Origin of the sequence: Pelagimonas sp. (genome assembly GCF_050633425.1) — a bacterium.
GTDB lineage: Bacteria > Pseudomonadota > Alphaproteobacteria > Rhodobacterales > Rhodobacteraceae > Pelagimonas.
On record NZ_JBOEGM010000012.1, the window covers coordinates 127,097 to 144,912 of the forward strand.

18 protein-coding genes are annotated in these 17,816 nt (G+C 56.0%); 12 read left to right on the forward strand and 6 right to left on the reverse strand.

Going from position 1 to position 17,816, the window contains the following annotated elements:
- Window positions 1-35: 35 nt before the first annotated feature.
- The 4 genes from ACRBB0_RS09715 to ACRBB0_RS09730 all read right to left on the reverse strand — a co-directional run bounded on the left by ACRBB0_RS09715 (window position 36) and on the right by ACRBB0_RS09730 (window position 2,870).
- Window positions 36-1,064 carry a MaoC family dehydratase gene (locus ACRBB0_RS09715; protein WP_431374236.1) on the reverse strand — a complete coding sequence of 343 codons (1,029 nt, stop codon included), beginning with the start codon at window positions 1,062-1,064 and terminating at the stop codon, window positions 36-38.
- A gap of 159 nt (window positions 1,065-1,223) precedes the next feature.
- Window positions 1,224-1,427, reverse strand: a complete 204-nt coding sequence (locus ACRBB0_RS09720; RefSeq protein ID WP_431374237.1) for a DUF1737 domain-containing protein — start codon at window positions 1,425-1,427, stop codon at window positions 1,224-1,226.
- Between the two features lie 12 nt (window positions 1,428-1,439).
- Window positions 1,440-1,985: an NnrU family protein gene (locus ACRBB0_RS09725; protein WP_431374238.1), complete on the reverse strand. Its 546-nt coding sequence runs from the start codon at window positions 1,983-1,985 to the stop codon at window positions 1,440-1,442.
- A 36-nt stretch (window positions 1,986-2,021) separates the two neighbouring features.
- Window positions 2,022-2,870 carry an HpcH/HpaI aldolase/citrate lyase family protein gene (locus tag ACRBB0_RS09730; protein ID WP_431374239.1) on the reverse strand — a complete coding sequence of 283 codons (849 nt, stop codon included), beginning with the start codon at window positions 2,868-2,870 and terminating at the stop codon, window positions 2,022-2,024.
- A 322-nt stretch (window positions 2,871-3,192) separates the two neighbouring features.
- Between ACRBB0_RS09730 and ACRBB0_RS09735 the strand changes: the two genes are divergently transcribed.
- Window positions 3,193-3,513, forward strand: a complete 321-nt coding sequence (locus ACRBB0_RS09735; RefSeq protein ID WP_431374240.1) for a hypothetical protein — start codon at window positions 3,193-3,195, stop codon at window positions 3,511-3,513.
- 146 nt (window positions 3,514-3,659) lie between these two features.
- On the opposite strand, the gene ACRBB0_RS09740 is transcribed toward ACRBB0_RS09735, so the two are convergent.
- Entirely contained in the window at window positions 3,660-4,415 is a 756-nt protein-coding gene (locus ACRBB0_RS09740; RefSeq protein WP_431374241.1) for a sulfite exporter TauE/SafE family protein, read from the reverse strand.
- Window positions 4,416-4,584: 169 nt separating this feature from the next.
- On the opposite strand from ACRBB0_RS09740, the gene mdh reads away from it, so the two are divergent.
- The 3 genes from mdh (at window position 4,585) to ACRBB0_RS09755 (ending at window position 7,162) form a co-directional block, all read left to right on the forward strand.
- Window positions 4,585-5,547 carry a malate dehydrogenase gene (mdh, locus tag ACRBB0_RS09745; RefSeq protein WP_431374242.1) on the forward strand — a complete coding sequence of 321 codons (963 nt, stop codon included), beginning with the start codon at window positions 4,585-4,587 and terminating at the stop codon, window positions 5,545-5,547.
- Window positions 5,548-5,689: 142 nt separating this feature from the next.
- Window positions 5,690-6,739 carry a hypothetical protein gene (locus tag ACRBB0_RS09750; protein WP_431374243.1) on the forward strand — a complete coding sequence of 350 codons (1,050 nt, stop codon included), beginning with the start codon at window positions 5,690-5,692 and terminating at the stop codon, window positions 6,737-6,739.
- Window positions 6,740-6,751: 12 nt separating this feature from the next.
- Window positions 6,752-7,162: a hypothetical protein gene (locus ACRBB0_RS09755; RefSeq protein ID WP_431374244.1), complete on the forward strand. Its 411-nt coding sequence runs from the start codon at window positions 6,752-6,754 to the stop codon at window positions 7,160-7,162.
- An 18-nt stretch (window positions 7,163-7,180) separates the two neighbouring features.
- On the opposite strand, the gene ACRBB0_RS09760 is transcribed toward ACRBB0_RS09755, so the two are convergent.
- Entirely contained in the window at window positions 7,181-8,209 is a 1,029-nt protein-coding gene (locus tag ACRBB0_RS09760; protein WP_431374245.1) for a glycosyltransferase family 2 protein, read from the reverse strand.
- 218 nt (window positions 8,210-8,427) lie between these two features.
- On the opposite strand from ACRBB0_RS09760, the gene sucC reads away from it, so the two are divergent.
- From sucC to ACRBB0_RS09800, 8 genes are all read left to right on the forward strand, one after another.
- Window positions 8,428-9,621 (forward strand): ADP-forming succinate--CoA ligase subunit beta, encoded by a 1,194-nt coding sequence (gene sucC, locus ACRBB0_RS09765; RefSeq protein ID WP_431374246.1) that lies wholly within the window; start codon window positions 8,428-8,430, stop codon window positions 9,619-9,621.
- Between the two features lie 2 nt (window positions 9,622-9,623).
- A complete protein-coding gene (locus tag ACRBB0_RS09770) occupies window positions 9,624-10,211 on the forward strand; it encodes a hypothetical protein (RefSeq protein ID WP_431374247.1) in 588 nt (195 codons plus the stop codon).
- Between the two features lie 54 nt (window positions 10,212-10,265).
- The gene (sucD, locus tag ACRBB0_RS09775; RefSeq protein WP_431374248.1) at window positions 10,266-11,147 is read left to right on the forward strand and encodes a succinate--CoA ligase subunit alpha; all 882 of its coding nucleotides are present in this window, start codon (window positions 10,266-10,268) and stop codon (window positions 11,145-11,147) included.
- 124 nt (window positions 11,148-11,271) lie between these two features.
- Window positions 11,272-11,628, forward strand: a complete 357-nt coding sequence (locus ACRBB0_RS09780; RefSeq protein WP_431374249.1) for a hypothetical protein — start codon at window positions 11,272-11,274, stop codon at window positions 11,626-11,628.
- Window positions 11,629-11,645: 17 nt separating this feature from the next.
- Window positions 11,646-14,603 carry a 2-oxoglutarate dehydrogenase E1 component gene (locus ACRBB0_RS09785; protein ID WP_431374250.1) on the forward strand — a complete coding sequence of 986 codons (2,958 nt, stop codon included), beginning with the start codon at window positions 11,646-11,648 and terminating at the stop codon, window positions 14,601-14,603.
- 89 nt (window positions 14,604-14,692) lie between these two features.
- On the forward strand, window positions 14,693-16,186 hold the full coding sequence (gene odhB / locus ACRBB0_RS09790; protein WP_431374251.1) for a 2-oxoglutarate dehydrogenase complex dihydrolipoyllysine-residue succinyltransferase: 1,494 nt from the start codon (window positions 14,693-14,695) through the stop codon (window positions 16,184-16,186).
- Between the two features lie 246 nt (window positions 16,187-16,432).
- On the forward strand, window positions 16,433-17,416 hold the full coding sequence (locus ACRBB0_RS09795) for a glycosyltransferase family 2 protein (RefSeq protein ID WP_431374252.1): 984 nt from the start codon (window positions 16,433-16,435) through the stop codon (window positions 17,414-17,416).
- A complete protein-coding gene (locus ACRBB0_RS09800) occupies window positions 17,413-17,802 on the forward strand; it encodes an MAPEG family protein (protein ID WP_431374253.1) in 390 nt (129 codons plus the stop codon). Before ACRBB0_RS09795 ends, ACRBB0_RS09800 begins: the two co-directional genes overlap by 4 nt.
- Window positions 17,803-17,816 lie beyond the last annotated feature (14 nt).

Here is a 17,816-nt window from a genome sequence, read left to right on the forward strand (position 1 = left end):
CCCAGTCTTAGTGGCGCAAACGGCCACAAGGGGCCTTAGATCGGCATCAAAGCCCAGTAATCGAGATCCAGCAACACTTCTTTGTTATACTTGCCCTCTTCATGGCGCAGCTCAAACGGAGCGCCACCGTTTGTCGCAACGAGACGCAGGCGAATGGCACCGACGCCGGGGGCAGAGGTGGGCTGTTTGTCGAGCACTTCGGACCAGGCCTTAATCGTTTGACCCGCAAAGCAAGGGTTGGCATGGGCGCCACCATTGAGGCCAACAATCATCTGGGCATTGGCAAGTCCGTTAAACGACAGCGCACGCGCCATAGAGATGACATGCCCGCCATAAATCAGCCGGCCTTCGGGGCGGAAGGTCAGGTCGAAATGCACCTTGGCGGTGTTCTGCCAAAGGCGCGTGGCAATCATATGCTCGGCCTCTTCGATGGTCACACCGTCAACGTGATCAATGGTTTCGCCGATTTCATAGTCGCCCCAGCGATGCGGCTCCCCCGCGAGATGGAAGTCATAGTTGGAGAAATCGAGCCCCTCGGGGATCGACAGGTCATCGACGCTCAGCACCTTTTTCAGATCAGGCACAACCGTTTCAGGCGCAGGCGCATCAACGTCGCGTTTGAGCACCATAACCCAACGTACATAATCCAGCACCGCGACACCCATCTGATTGACACCGCGGGTGCGGACCCAAACAACGCCAGTTTTGCCGTTGGAGTTTTGTTTGAGACCGATGACTTCGGAGACCGAGCGCAATGTGTCACCGGCAAAGACCGGTTGAAGCCAACGCCCTTCGGCATAGCCCAGATTGGCCACCGCATTGAGTGAGACATCTGGCACGGTCTTGCCAAACACAACGTGAAAGGCCGCGAGATCATCAAGCGGGCTTTCTTCGAGCCCACAATCACGGGCGAACTCATCAGAGGAATAAAGCGCATGCCGAGCAGGATAGAGCGCGTGATATAGCGCGCGTTCCCCCTCGCCCACCGTGCGGGGCACAGCATGGGCAATGACCTGCCCGATTTTGTAGTCTTCGAAAAAGTGCCCCGAATTGGTCTTGGCCATGGCTCATGCTCTCTCTTTGTGCTGCCCTACCGCTACGCTGCTTGAGGGATGGTATTACGCCCTACCGCGTTGCTACTTGAGGGCTGATTTATGCCCTACCGCGTTGCTACTTGAGGGCTGGTGCGCCCCGCCGCACGTGTTGCAGCAGGGCAAAGGCGGCTAGTGCGCGCCCAGTTTCGTGTCGGGCGTATAGGTGCCCTCGACCTCTTTGATCACCGCCTGACCACATCGCATAACGCCATTGCCTGCGTCGAAAGCATAGGTCGGATCGCCATGCAGCTCCCAGCCTTTGTTCAAGGCATCAGTCACTTTGTGGCAAAAGGCCGATGTATCGTCGGCGGTGAGAAGGCGGTAAAGTTTCATGTCAGCGTCCAATCAACCAAATGGAACCGGGCCAAGCAGCCCATGGATGTAACCGATGATAGCCAGCAAAAGCACCGAGATCGCAAGAAACATACCGTCTTTGGCAATTTTGCCCTTGGCCGGTGGTGTCCAAGCAGGTTCGGATTTGTTGATGATAGCCATCTCGGCAAGCGCCCAAGCCAGCAAGCCACCAAAGAGAACAAAGGAGGCAACATCACCATTGACCAGAATATGCGACGCGGCCCAAAGCGCGAAGCCAAATAGCATGGGGTGACGCATTTTATAGAAAATCGCGCCCTTGGATGGCCCCGGGCTGGTGAAGTACAACGCAAAGATCATGATCAGGTTATTGATGCCAACGGTCGCCGGGTGGCGCCCCCAGAACACGGCCCCCTCCGCCATGCGATAACCCAGAACCATCAAAACAATAGACGCAACCAAAGCGAGGGCAATGATCCCCTTGCCTTTGTCTCCCATCGCAGCCCGTTTTTCCGGCATAAGCCGCTTGAAGAAATGCGCGCCAGCCCACAAAGCGACGCCAAGAATCAGCAAAAGCATGGTTACCCCCATATGTTAACCGGGTTCACATTTAGCTTATTGTGTTAGCGCTGCAATAGCCTCGGCCTTGGCAAGTGTCTTTTTCGCAGTTTCGACGTGCAGGTTCTCAACGATTTTACCATCGACAACGGCCACACCTTGGCCTTCTGCTTCGGCGGCGGTAAAGGCATCAATCTGGCGCTGCGCGAGGTCGATTTCCGCATCCGACGGAGCAAAGGCCGTGTTGGCAACATCAACCTGTGCCGGATGGATCAAGGTTTTTCCATCCATCCCCATGTCGCGCCCCTGCTCGCATTCCAACAACAGACCATCGGCATCTTTGAAGGCATTATAGACGCCGTCGACGATGATACAGTCGGTGGCCTTGGCAGCGAGAAGGCACAGGCCGAGGCCCGGCATCATCGGCAAACGATCGGCCCGAAAGCGCGAATTCAGCTCTTTGGCGAGGTCATTGGTGCCCATAACCATGCCGACCATTTTCGGATGTGCCCCGATTTCGGCCGCCGCGAGCATGCCGCGCGGAGTCTCCATCATCGACCAAATCGGTTTGTCACACAGTTTGGCCAACGCATCGAGCTGTGCAGTGCTTTCAACCTTGGGGAGCAGAATGGCGTCGCATTCCATCTCGTTGACAGCACGGGCATCGTCTTGGCCCCATTCGGTATCAAGGCCGTTGATCCGAACAATGCGGGTGCGATTGCCGTAGCTGGTCTCCAACGCGGTCTTGAGCGTGGCGCGGGCGGCGACCTTTTCACCGGGGGCAACCGCGTCTTCGAGGTCAAAGATGATCGCATCAATGGGCAGCGTGCGGGCCTTTTCCAACGCCCGCTCTTTTGAGCCTGGGATATAGAGAACGGAGCGGTAAGGGCGCGCGCGCAAGTCCATGAGAATCTCTCCTAAAGGATGGTCGGGTAATTTTCTTGCGTGCAGATGGCCTGTTTTGGCGGAAATGTTCAAGGGAAAATGTGCCGCAGTGCAGAAAAGTGACGCGAAGAAGCGCCTCAGAGGCAGCAATTGCATAACATTTGAAGCAACGCGCGCCCCGTTAACCTTTTTGAAGCGGCTGTTGGAGAAAGTTATCCAATGTCGAGAAAACCGGCATCGGCGGCTCCGCAATAGGACTGCCACCTTTGAAAGAGGGGACTTCAACCGGCATCGGGCAACGCCAAAGATGCGACTGCCCGGGGCCAAGCCGAAAGGTGAGACTATGACGGAGAAATTTGCAAAAGTAGCAATGCTGAGCGCAGGCATGGTTCTGGGTGCAGCAACATTGGTAGAAGCACAAGGCGCGCAAAACTGTGCCCCGCGTGACAAAGTCGTCGAACGATTGGCCGTTAAATACGGTGAAACCCGCCAAAGCATGGGTTTGGGCAGCAACAATGCCGTCATGGAAGTGTTCGCGTCACCGGATTCAGGCTCTTGGACCATCACTGTGACCATGGCGAACGGCGTAACCTGCCTTGTTGCCAGCGGCCAAGCCTTTGAAGAGCTTGCAGAAGCGCTTCCGCCTCTTGGCGACCCTGCCTAAGAAGCGCACCTTTCGGAAAGAGGGGCGCGGCCACGCGTCCTGCCCCACATTTCGAAATGCGCTATGGTACGGCCCCATGCCCAAACCCGCACACGCCAAAATCCGCACACTAGGATCGGCATGTTAGGGTCCATACGTTAGGGTCCCTAAGTTAAGGCATCAAAAACCAGTTTGGTCCCGGTGATTGTCAGGGCCACATAGGTTATCCCAAAAAAGACCCGGTCCGAGACATAATCATGGGCCCGGATTCCGATCCAAGTGCCCAGAAGGGCAAATGGGATCAAGGCGATATCCAGCAAAAGCGTCTCTCGGGTGAAGATCCCCATGCCAATGTAAAAGCCGGATTTAAAGAAGTTCACAGCCCAGAAAACCAGCACTGTGGTTGCTTGATAAATGTTTTTGCTAAGCCCTTGCCCAAGCAGAAAAACGGCGGCCGCCGGACCGCCCGCATGGCTCACAAAGCTGGTGAACCCCATGACGACGCCAGAGACCAAGCCGACTTTGGGGCCGAATCGCGCCTGACCAAGCTGGACGAGCCCATATTTGCGCGCCGCCTGCCAACCAACAAACAGAACGCAAACCAGCCCAATCACCATTCGGATCATATCCGCATCGGCCCGCGAAAAGAACAGCGCGCCCAAAAGCGTGCCAGGAACGGCCCCAAGCATTAAAACACGGGCCGCCGGCCAATCCCATTTGCGCCAATAGCTTGGCAAAGACGCAACATCGATCAGCATGAGCAACGGCAACATCAAGGCCATCGCGAGCGCTGGATCGATCAAAAGCGCCAGAATCGATGAGCTGGCAAAGGCGACACCAGAGCCAAATCCGCCCTTGGAGATGCCCGCAAAGACCACCGCCGGAATTGTGACTGCAAAAACCGACAAGCTAAAAAGCTCCACCGATATCTCCTCTAACTTGCGCTTTTACAGGGGTTTATCGCTAAAATGCGACAGATAACAGCCTGCAATATCGGCCGCCGCGCGCACGCGCCGCAGCGCAGCACCCTTGCGCGGAGCCGCGTAAAGGCTTACCCACTCGGCAAAATTCACGTAGGACCGGAGATTTTCCATGGCCAGACCCAAGATTGCCCTTATCGGCGCAGGTCAAATCGGTGGCACCCTTGCCCACCTTGCTGCAATGAAAGAACTGGGCGACGTCGTTTTGTTCGACATCGCCGAAGGCACGCCTGAGGGCAAAGCGCTCGACATCGCCGAATCTGGCCCGTCCGAAGGCTTTGACGCCAGCCTGAAAGGCACCCAGGACTATGCCGATATCGCAGGCGCAGACGTCTGCATCGTCACCGCCGGTGTTCCACGCAAGCCCGGCATGAGCCGCGATGACCTTTTGGGGATCAACCTCAAGGTTATGAAATCCGTTGGCGAAGGCATCCGCGACAACTGCCCCGATGCCTTTGTGATCTGCATCACCAACCCGCTGGATGCCATGGTTTGGGCGCTGCGCGAATTCTCGGGCCTGCCCCACGCCAAAGTCTGCGGCATGGCCGGTGTTCTGGACAGCGCACGCTTCCGTCACTTCCTCGCCGAAGAATTCAACGTGTCGATGAAAGACGTCACCGCGTTTGTTCTTGGCGGCCACGGCGACACCATGGTTCCTTCGGTGCGTTACTCAACCGTTGGCGGCATTCCTCTGCCTGATCTGGTCGACATGGGCTGGACCACGCAAGACAAAATGGACGCAATCGTTCAGCGCACCCGTGACGGTGGCGCAGAAATCGTTGGCCTTCTGAAGACCGGTTCGGCCTTCTACGCGCCTGCGACCTCGGCGATTGAAATGGCCGAAGCCTATCTCAAAGACCAAAAGCGCGTTCTGCCTTGTGCCGCCTATTGTGACGGCGACCTTGGCCTGGACGGCATGTATGTTGGCGTTCCAACCGTGATCGGTGCCGGTGGTGTTGAGCGTATCGTCAACATCAAGCTCAACAAAGAAGAGCAAGCGATGTTCGACACATCGGTCAAAGCTGTTCAAGGTCTGGTCGAAGCCTGCAAAGGCATCGACAACTCGCTGGCATAAGCCACAGAAACAGCAAACGAACACGGGGCGTGCCATCATCGGCGCGCCCCTTTTTTTGTGGCGGACACTCTTGTCAGGTTGTTTATTCTACACACGGCACAATCTTTTACGAACAATGTTCATTTTCTGTAGGGAGTTTTTGGTGTCCTCTTTCAAAACTTTGGTTTTTTCTATTGGGCTAGCGGCCGGTGCGACCACCGCAATTGCCGAACATAGCCCCAGCCTAACCACCCGCATTTCGCAGCTTCAGACGGCAGGTGCCTCGCACGGGTTTGAGCTGGGGATGCTGCAAACGCTGCGGGCGGTCGAAACCGCTTTGCAGGCGCGCTACACCTATGGTTTTGGCCGCTCAATCCGCACCCTTCCGGTTTTTCGGCTTGGCCTTCCCGAACAAAACCCAACACCGGAACAGGCTTTGCCAAACACGCTGGCGAACATCACCAAGACACTTGTTGATGACCTTGCAATAGCGCGGACGACATTGGAAAACGCCGACGCGCGGCCTTTTGACATGACAATCAATGAGCTTTGGCTCGACGTGAATGACAACGGACGACACGATCAGGGCGAAGGCGTTTTTGCATTGCTGGCCCCGGCGGTTTTGGGGCGCGGTGCGGATAGCATCCCGCAAGACGCGATCACCGTGCGTTTTGATGAGGCGGACGCAGAGTGGCTCTTGGCCTATACGCATCTTTTGTCCGGCGTCGGGAATGCCATATTGGCGTTTGATCCGAGCGATACCATTGCGGGGCTCGCAAAAGACCGGGCAGCGTTAGAAAATGCGCCTACGATTTCAGATTTCTATGATCCCGCAGTCGTGACAGCCGAGATCGGTACCCTTCAAGCCAAATTAAATGAGATTGAAGCGCAGCTTGCACCGTTGGAGGCACAAAGCACCACACTCAGCGACCAAATATCCGACTTGAGAAAGAAAATCCGGGCAAGCGAAAACCCAGAAGAAAAGGCAGACCTCAAACGCCAACAGGAAAGTTTTTCTGAAACCAAGTCGGAATTGTGGGAGCAAATTCGGCCTTTGCGCACATCTGGAAACATGCTGCGTCTCGAAATGAATTCGGCGCAAGCCAAGCTGGAGGACACGTCATCGGTGCGCTTTGACGCGTTTATCAGTGAGAACGAATGGGACGCGATCTATATCTTTCTGCACAGCCTGCGTCAGCAACCCGATGTGTAACGGGTTCACGCCGTGCGCGACCATTGGCGCGCGATGATTGCGCATAATACCAAGTTTTGGGAGGCTGTGGCGCAGGAAACCGATGATGACCGCGAATGGATTCCGAACCCCAAACAGACCTCGGCCTTAGGATTGACAGTCAGCGCCGAAACCGCGCGGGCGTGGCAACGTATTTTGGCGGATGCCGATGCGGTGATGAACGGGCAGCTTTTGGTCAACATGCCCAACCTACCGCGTGGGTTGAAACTCAATGTCGCAGCCTATTTTGATGATCCAGCTCCGTTGGATTTATTGGAATGGCTGCATGGGCGGGGCGCATATAAATATGCAGCAAGGGGCCCGGCGATCACCGATCAGAGCTGGCGCGCGTTTCAACGGTTGACGCAAGGGCGCGCAGGAAGTTTCGCGCTGTTTTTCAACTAAACAGCTAGTGCATTGACCTTAAACTTGATCTTCGATCAACTTGGCGAGTTTAGGATTGGCGGCGATCAAGTCGCGATCAAAGGGGGCCGGACTTAGGTCTGGCACCTCGCCCAACACATCGCGGATCACCGAACTGGGGTCAAATCGCTCTTCCAATAGCAACCCAAAGCCGCGCAGCCGATCAAGGCGCGCCGCATCAAATTCTTTCATCTCGGCGTGAAATTCCAAAATCGCTTGCGGATCTTTGGCGATGTCACACATGATTTCGATCTGGGCGCGGCGATGGGCGGCGATGGAGAGTTCGGACGGGTCGTAATCGGCATAGCGCAGCAACTTCATCAGCCAATTGAGCGGCGTCAGCCCATCAAAATGCAAGAGCCGCGTCGACGCGGAGTTGTACCGCACCGCGCGGTTGCGGTCTTTACCACGGTAAGCCCAATGGATGCCGATTTCGTAATCTTGCCCGCGCGGCACGGCGCATTTACCGGCGGAATGGCCAAGCATGCCATGCACAAGCAGTGGGAAATGATCGCCAAAGATGATTGCATCGTTGTTTACCCCATCCTGACGGCGGTTAAGCCCCTTGGTTGACGTTCGAAACAGCCCCGAGAAGAACGTCTCCTGCGCCTCCCCCGCCACAAAAATCCGCTCGGCTGGTGAAATGGATAGCTCGCATCCAAGTTCCGCCACATAGGCCAGCTCTTGCCCCAAGGGGCGCGATTGCACGAGGAATTCATCCGCATCCATATGGATCAACCAATCGCACTCACAACGTTTCAGCGCGTGGTTTGCATTCAGGGCCTGACGGCGTCGGATCGTCGCAGGCGCGCGTTTGATCGGCGCCACATCGCGCCAGTGCGCGGCATCACACCGGATCACCCGCAGGGCTGGCATCGCGTCTAGCTCAACCGCCAGCGGATCATCTGGATCGTCGAGATACACATGTATTTCCGACGCGCCGGTTCCCAAATGCCAAGCTAGGTTGGACAAAAGCAACGTGCGCGGCTCTTTGACGGTCATCACGATGCCCCATGTCAGCTCTTTCATCTCGCCTCCTACGTGCCTTGTGATCACACGCTAGACGCGCGTTGATTCCCTGCCAAGCGCTAACACCAAATTAACTTGTGATCACAGTTCCAAAATGTGTGATCACAAATGTCGAAAACTGGCCCAAAAAACCGCCCTGCGGCAAATTTTCGTTTAACTCCTACTGCTAGACAAGCCTAAACCGGTTCAAACCGCAGCAAAACGGGGGATACCATCCCATGAATATCCACGAGTATCAGGCCAAAGCGCTTTTGCGCAGCTACGGGGCGCCAGTCTCGGACGGCCGTGTTGTCCTAAAAGCCGACGAAGCCAAAACCGCCGCTGGCGAAATGGACGGCCCACTTTGGGTTGTCAAAGCGCAAATCCACGCAGGTGGTCGCGGCAAAGGGTCCTTCAAAGAAGCCGACGCTGGCGAAAAGGGCGGCGTTCGCCTTGCCTTCTCGGTCGAAGAAGCTGAGCAAGAAGCCAAGCGCATGCTGGGTCGCACTCTGGTCACGCATCAGACTGGTCCCGCAGGCAAGCAGGTGAACCGGATTTATATCGAAGACGGTTCGGACATCGAACGTGAGCTGTACCTTGCTCTGCTCGTTGATCGTCAGACATCGCGCGTGTCGTTCGTTTGCTCGACCGAAGGCGGCATGGACATCGAAGAGGTTGCGGCAAGCACCCCTGAGAAAATCCTGTCCTTCTCGGTTGATCCGGCCACCGGTTATCAGGCGTTCCACGGCCGCCGCGTTGCCTTCTCTCTGGGCCTCAAGGGCGCTCAGGTTAAGGAATGCGTCAAGCTGATGGGCATTCTCTACAAAGCCTTCATGGAAAAAGACATGGAGATGCTTGAGATCAACCCGCTGATCGTTATGGACAACGGCTCGCTCAAAGTGCTCGACGCCAAGGTTGGTTTTGACGGCAACGCGGTTTACCGCCACCCCGACATCGCCGAGTTGCGTGACGAAACCGAAGAAGACCCCAAAGAGCTTGAGGCGTCCAAGTACGACCTGAACTACATCGCTCTGGACGGTGAAATCGGTTGTATGGTGAACGGCGCTGGTCTGGCGATGGCCACCATGGACATCATCAAACTCTACGGTGCTGAGCCTGCGAACTTCCTTGATGTTGGCGGCGGTGCCACCAAAGAGAAAGTCACCGAAGCGTTCAAGATCATCACCTCTGACCCACAGGTCAAAGGCATCTTGGTCAACATCTTTGGCGGCATCATGCGTTGTGATGTGATTGCTGAGGGCGTTGTGGCCGCGGTCAAAGAAGTCGGCCTGCAGGTTCCGCTTGTTGTGCGTCTCGAGGGCACCAATGTTGACGAAGGCAAAGCCATCATCAACGGCTCCGGCTTGAACGTCATCGCCGCCGACAACCTGTCGGACGGTGCCGAGAAGATCGTTAAGGCGGTTAAGGGCTAAGGGTGATCGTGCAGATGCGTCTACATATTTCTTTGCTTTTAGCGGTTCTTTTGGCTGTTTCAGCCTGTGGGATTCCTCAAGTGGATTCGTCCACAATCAGCGGTTCCCCGGCCTCTGCCAAATACTTCACAAAAGCACAGAAGGCTGTGGAAATGTGCAGCCGTTTGCCAGATCGTGAAGCGGCAATCGCTGGTTTCAGATCCCTAGGATACAACACAAGTCATTGGGAATTTACGACCAGAAGTGGCAAAAAATCCACCTCTGGCATCTCCCTTCAGGAACATGATGATCAATTGTTCATCTACCTTTCTGAGACTAGTTGTATTGTCGGGCTAAAAAACATGACGCCTCAGCAAAGCTACCAGCTTGCTCAACCGTGGGTCAGAAAGTACCGAGCCATTGCCAACGAAAAGTTGGGGCAAGGCCTGTCTGATCATGCGGTGCAAGCTTGGCAGACGAAACCCGCGAATGGCGTGCGAGTACTGATTTCCGCTGGAAAAACATGGCATTGGGATAGCAACAGCATCCCCGAGACCTTTCGCAAATCACCAGGCGCATCCGTCCGGCTCATCTACCTTGACAAAAAGTAATCATCGAAAGCGTGACGACATTCTCGCCGCTGACAAAACATAGGAGACTGCCACATGGCAATCCTCGTAGACGAAAACACCAAAGTGATCTGTCAGGGCCTCACCGGCTCGCAGGGCACATTCCACTCTGAACAGGCCATCGCCTATGGCACCAAGATGGTCGGCGGCGTGACACCGGGCAAAGGCGGCAACTCCCATTTGGGTCTGCCGGTTTTTGATAGTGTGCACGAAGCCAAGCACGCGACCGAAGCCAATGCTTCTGTCATCTATGTGCCTCCTCCCTTCGCGGCGGATTCGATCCTCGAAGCGATTGATGCCAACATGGAGCTGATCATCTGCATCACCGAAGGCATCCCGGTGCTCGACATGATGCGTGTGAAACGCGCGCTGGAAAATTCCTCCAGCCGTCTGATCGGCCCCAACTGCCCCGGCATCATCACGCCAGATGCGTGCAAAATCGGCATCATGCCCGGCCACATCCACAAACGCGGCAGCGTTGGTGTTGTGTCGCGCTCCGGCACCCTGACATATGAAGCGGTCAAGCAGACAGCTGATATCGGTCTGGGCCAGTCGACAGCTGTTGGCATTGGCGGCGACCCGATCAAAGGCACCGAGCATATCGACGTTTTGGACATGTTCCTTGATGACGACGAAACTCAGTCGATGATCATGATCGGTGAAATCGGTGGCTCCGCAGAAGAAGAAGCCGCTGAGTTCCTTGCCGAGCAGAAGAAAAAAGGCCGTTGGAAACCAACTGCTGGCTTTATCGCTGGTCGCACGGCCCCTCCCGGCCGCCGAATGGGCCACGCTGGCGCGATTGTTGCCGGTGGCAAAGGTGGCGCCGAGGACAAGATCGAAGCGATGAAATCCGCCGGTATCGTCGTTGCCGACAGCCCCGCCACACTTGGCGAAGCTGTTCTTAAGGCGATCGGTTAAATAAACTCTCCGTGGCGGGCCTTGTTTGGCCCGCCCGGGTTTTCCACTTTGGAAGCGTCTTGATAGGCATCTTGCAAGCAGATGTCTTTCACGAAGCTTCTTGAACGCACTGGTAGGTGACGGAATGCGAAAATTGGAACTAGTGATCGCTGCCGCGTTGTTGGCAGGCTGTCCTCAAGTCAGCTTTGCTGAATCAGAGGTTGCTTTTGCATCTCAAGCCAGCCGTACTCGATTGGTGGTCGTTCTGAAGCCCACAAAGCCGACCAAAATTAAGTCCGTTACAATCCCTCAATACCTCGACACTTTCAAGCATCGCAAAACCTACTACTCGTTCCGCTGGAACAGCAAACAGATGAAGGAAGCTCAGCTTACGACTTTTGCTTCTGACGTCTGCAATGCCCAAAAGAAAACTCTTTCCCAACCGGACTGGAACCGAGGCGGGCCAATCCGAAACCAAAAAGCGGCCTTCACCTGCAACTAAAGGTCAGGAGATAAAACATGACTGATCAAAGCCCCAACGACCTCTTCCAAGCTTCCAGCTTTATGCAGGGGCATAATGCGGAATATCTGGAACAGATGTACGCCCGTTATGCCAATGACCCGAACGCGGTCGATCAGGCATGGCAGGAGTTTTTCCGCCAGCTTGGCGATGCCGAGTTGGACGTCAAAGCCGAGGCTCAAGGCCCGAGCTGGGCGCGCAACGACTGGCCCCAGCAGCCCAATGATGATCTGACCGCCGCGCTAACCGGCGAATGGGCACCGGCCCCTGAGGTCAAAGGTGCTGGCAAAAAGATTGCAGCCAAGGCCGAGGAAAAGGGTGTTGCCCTGACCGACGATCAAATCCAGCGCGCCGTGTTGGACAGTATCCGCGCCTTGATGATCATCCGCGCCTATCGTATTCGCGGGCACCTCGCCGCTGATCTTGATCCGCTGGGCCTGCACGGTCGTGACCCGCATCCTGAGCTGGACCCTAAAAGCTATGGGTTCACCGATGCCGACATGGATCGCCCGATCTTTATCGACAACGTTTTGGGCCTTCAGATCGCCTCGATGCGCCAAATTGTTGAGATTGTGAAACGCACCTATTGCGGCACCTTCGCGCTGCAATACATGCATATTTCCGATCCCGAACAGGCCGCTTGGCTCAAGGAACGCATCGAAGGGTTTGGCAAAGAGATCGCCTTTACCCGCGAGGGGCGCAAGGCGATCCTGAACAAAATGGTCGAAGCTGAAGGTTTCGAAAAATTCTTGCACGTCAAGTACATGGGCACCAAACGTTTTGGTCTGGATGGTGGTGAAAGCCTGATCCCAGCGATGGAACAAATCATCAAACGTGGCGGCAACCTTGGTGTGCGTGACATCGTGATCGGCATGCCGCACCGCGGACGTTTGTCGGTGCTCGCCAATGTGATGGCCAAACCCTACAAGGCAATCTTTAACGAATTCCAGGGTGGTAGCTTTAAGCCCGATGATGTTGATGGCTCTGGCGATGTGAAATACCACCTCGGTGCCTCCAGTGACCGCGAATTTGACGGCAACAGTGTTCACTTGTCTTTGACAGCCAACCCATCGCACCTTGAGGCGGTGAACCCGGTTGTCTTGGGCAAAGTGCGCGCAAAACAGGATCAGTTGGGCGACACAGAACGCACCAGCGTGATGCCAATCCTGTTGCACGGTGATGCGGCCTTTGCCGGTCAGGGTGTTGTGGCGGAATGTTTTGCCCTGTCTGGCCTGCGTGGTCACAAGACCGGCGGCACCATGCATATCGTTGTGAACAACCAAATCGGTTTCACCACGGCCCCGCATTTCAGCCGCTCCAGCCCCTATCCAACAGACAACGCGCTGGTGGTTGAGGCCCCGATTTTCCACGTCAATGGCGACGATCCCGAAGCGGTGGTCCATGCGGCCAAGGTCGCGACCGAGTTCCGCCAGAAGTTCCACAAAGACGTGGTCATCGACATTTTCTGTTATCGCCGGTTTGGTCACAACGAGGGCGATGAGCCCATGTTCACCAACCCGATCATGTACAAGCAGATCAAGAGCCACAAAACCACCCTGTCGCTTTATACCGAGCGGTTGGTCAAAGATGGCCTGATCCCTGAAGGTGAAATCGAAGACATGAAGGCCGCCTTCCAGGCGAAATTGAACGAAGAGTTCGAGGCCGGTAAAGTCTTTAAACCCAACAAAGCCGATTGGTTGGATGGGCGTTGGAGCCATTTGGACAAGATCAAAGAGGGTGACTATCAGCGCGGTAAAACCGCCATTTCCAGCGAAGCAGCCAAGGATATTGGCGCGGCGCTGACCCGCGCACCGGATGGTTTCCCGCTGCACAAAACCGTTGGTCGTCTGTTGGACAGCCGTTCCAAGATGTTTGAGACCGGCAAAGGGTTTGACTGGGCCACCGGTGAAGCGTTGGCCTTTGGGTCGCTGCAGCTTGAAGGGTATCCGATCCGTCTTGCCGGTCAGGATTCAACCCGTGGCACATTTAGCCAACGTCATTCTGGCCTTGTGAACCAAGAAACCGAAGAGCGTTACTATCCGCTGAACAATATCCGCGAAGGTCAGGCCCGCTATGAGGTCATTGACAGTGCCTTGTCTGAATATGCGGTTCTTGGGTTCGAATACGGCTATTCGCTGGCGGAACCGAACGCCTTGACCCTTTGGGAAGCGCAGTTTGGCGATTTCGCCAACGGTGCCCAGATTATGTTCGACCAATTCGTCAGCTCTGGTGAGAGCAAATGGCTACGGATGTCGGGCCTTGTTTGCCTGCTGCCACACGGTTTCGAAGGCCAAGGCCCTGAGCACAGCTCGGCCCGCCTTGAGCGCTTCTTGCAGATGTGTGGTCAGGACAACTGGATCGTGGCGAACTGCTCGACACCGGCGAACTACTTCCACATTTTGCGCCGCCAGTTGCACCGCTCCTTCCGTAAACCATTGATCATGGTGACCCCAAAATCGCTTCTTCGTCACAAATTGTGCACGTCAGCGATCGAAGACTTTGTTGAAGGTTCCTCTTTCCACCGCGTCCTTTGGGACGATGCGGAACGTGGGCAGTCCGACACCAAACTGGTCAGTGATGACAAGATCAAACGCGTCGTGATGTGTTCGGGCAAGGTGTACTACGATCTTCTCGAAGAACGGGATGCGCGTGGCATCGACGATATTTATCTGCTGCGGATCGAACAGTTTTACCCCTTCCCGGCGCTGGCTCTGGTCAAGGAATTGGAACGTTTCCCCGGTGCAGAAATGATTTGGTGTCAGGAAGAGCCCAAGAACCAAGGGGCGTGGACCTTTATTGAACCCAATATCGAATGGGTACTGGGGCGGATCAAAGCCACCCACCTGCGTCCTCGTTACGTGGGTCGCGCGACGTCGGCATCCCCGGCGACAGGTCTGGCCTCCATCCATAAATCACAGCAAGCCGCGCTCGTTAACGAAGCGCTGACCATCGAATAACGCCTGAGTGTCGCGACAGCGATTTGGCAAAACCGAACAAGGCCCGTCAGCCACCAAAGCGATAGGGCTATGAAGAAGGAAACGAAGACATGACCGAAGTGCGCGTCCCTACATTAGGTGAATCCGTGACCGAAGCCACGGTTGCGACCTGGTTCAAGAAACCCGGCGATGCCGTCGCGGTTGACGAAATGCTCTGTGAGCTGGAAACCGACAAAGTGACCGTCGAAGTGCCGTCACCCGTTGCGGGCACGCTGGGCGATATTGTTGCCGCCGAAGGGGAAACCGTGGGTGTTGACGCCCTGCTGGCCAACATCACCGAAGGGGCTGGCGCAGCGGCCACCCCTGCCGCCGCCCCTGCCCCAGCAACAGCAGCGCCAGAGGCAGCCTCCATTGTCGATGTGATGGTGCCAACGCTTGGCGAATCTGTGACCGAAGCGACCGTGTCGACATGGTTCAAAAAGGTCGGTGATCCCGTCGCCCAAGACGAAATGCTCTGCGAGCTGGAAACCGACAAAGTCTCTGTCGAAGTGCCTGCTCCTGCCGCTGGTGTTCTGGCTGAAATCGTTGCGGCTGAGGGCACAACCGTGGATGCCACAGCCAAACTTGCGGTGATTTCCAGCGGTGATGGCGCTGCGGCTCCGGCTCCAACAGCGGCCCCTGCATCTGCGGCAGCCCCCGCAGCGGCCCAGGACATCAAAGATGGCCCTGCCGCAGAAAAAGCCATGGCCGAAGCGGGTATTTCCCGTGATGCCGTGACCGGAACAGGCCGCGACGGTCGCGCCACCAAAGCCGATGTTGCAGCCGCCGTTGCCGCAGCAGCAGCGGCCCCCGCACCAGCCGCCGCGCCAGCAGCGCCACGTGCACCGGTTCCAGCGGATGATGCAGCCCGCGAAGAGCGTGTGAAAATGACCCGTCTGCGCCAAACCATCGCGCGCCGCCTGAAAGACAGCCAAAACACCGCCGCGATGCTCACCACCTACAACGAGGTGGACATGGGTGAAGTGATGGCGCTGCGCAGCCAATACAAAGACCAGTTCGAGAAAAAGCACGGCGTGCGTTTGGGCTTCATGTCCTTCTTCACCAAAGCCTGCTGCCACGCGCTGAAAGAAGTGCCTGAGGTCAACGCCGAAATCGACGGCACCGACATTGTGTACAAGAACTTTGTTCACATGGGTGTGGCCGCTGGGACGCCAACAGGCCTTGTTGTGCCTGTCATCCGCGACGCTGACAGCATGAGCTTTGCGGAAATCGAAAAAGCGATTTCTGAAAAAGGCAAACGCGCCCGTGACGGCAAGCTGTCGATGGCGGAAATGCAGGGCGGGACGTTCACCTTGTCTAACGGTGGTGTCTATGGCTCGCTGATGTCCTCGCCGATCCTGAACCCACCACAGTCCGGCATCCTTGGCATGCACAAGATTCAAGACCGCCCCATGGCGATCAACGGTGAAGTTGTGATCCGTCCGATGATGTATCTGGCTCTGTCTTACGACCACCGTATCGTTGACGGCAAAGGCGCGGTGACCTTCCTCGTGCGGGTCAAAGAAGCGCTTGAAGATCCCCGTCGCCTGTTGATGGATCTGTAATTGGCATACCTCGATCCGCGCAAGCTTACATGCCCCAATTGCGGGCTTACTGGTGAGGTTGTGTGGATCGTGGGGCTATCGCGCGCACACAAAAACGGAGACGGGCCGGCCTATATCAAGCTTCGCAAGGCAGGCCCGTTTCAGTCGCAGTGGTCCGACGGCAAGACCGACATCTTGTGTCCCGAAGACGGGAAAATTCTGAGCAGCCGTTAATTCACATTTGGCAATCTAGGTTACGTGCCCGACATGACACCTTCCTCTTCTCTCAAGACAGCGCTCGCCGCTTGTATGAAGAACGAAGGTATCTTTGTTTTGGAATGGCTCGCCTATCACCTGTGTCTGGGTTTTGATCCGATTATTGTGGTGACCAACGATTGCGACGATGGTTCGCCTGCCTTGTTAGATCGGCTCGCCGAGATGGGGCTGATAACCCATATTCAACAGGTCGTCCCCGAAGGCAAAGCGCCGCAAGACGCGGGGATGGATCACGTTCTTCGATTTTGCCGCGACAATGGTGTGTCGCATCTGCTCCATATCGACAGTGACGAGTTTTTGTTTTTGCCGCAATGGAGCTTGGAAAAACTGCGCAAGCGCAATCAAAAGGCTGATGTTGTTGCGATCCCTTGGATCAACTTTGGCGATGGCGGTGTGCGCGACTGGGTTCCCGGCGATCTGGTCACCGAGCGTAATACGATGTCAGAGCCTGACACCAATCCGGGCGTTACCAAGTTCAAAAGCCTGTTCAAAGTTGCCAGCTTTGCCCGCGCAACCGACCACAATCCGTTGGAACCGCTGATTGACACGCCCAAGGTCACCCGCCCCGATGGGCGTAAGCTTCGCAATGGAACACTGTATCAACCAAAATCGGCGCGTTACCGCCCGCTTGGTATGGCCTGCAATGTCAAGGATGCCTTCATTTTTCACTATGCGGTTCGATCGGAAGATCTCTTCTTGATGAAAAATGATCGCGGTGATGGGCAAGGTAAGAACAGCGAAGATGATACCAAATACCATCTCGGCTCGCATTGGCACGAACAGGCCAACCGCAACGATGTGGAAAACACCTTGATGGAGCGTCACCTCGCCGCGATTAAGGCGAAACTGGCTGAGCTCCGTCATGACCCAAAGGTTGCACAGACGGAGCAAGCTTGTCAGGACTGGTTCTTAGAGCGACGCGCGCAGGTTCTAACTCCGGAACGACGCGCGATATGGTCAAAGGAGCCGGCATGACAGCGGAACTGACATATCTGACTCTGGCGGCGCTGTGGCAGGTCGTGCATTTTGGGCTGTATGCAACGGCCGCAAGCTTTCAGCTTGGCTTGCCCTACACAACCGGATCGCGCGATGACCCCCGCCCCTTGTCTGGCAAACCGGGCCGGTTGCAGCGCGCCATGAACAACAATTTCGAAGCGCTGATCCTGTTTTCGATCGCCGTGTTCGTGATTACTTATTCAGACAAGGCAAACACCTTGACGGGTGCACTTGCCTTGCTGTTTCTCATCTCCCGCGTGGCCTATTTGCCCGCCTATTTTTGGGGGCTCGCCCCTTGGCGGACACTCGTTTGGTTCGTGGGTTTCGGTGCAACTGTGTCAATTCTGATATTGGCGCTCATATGACATCCGATTGCACA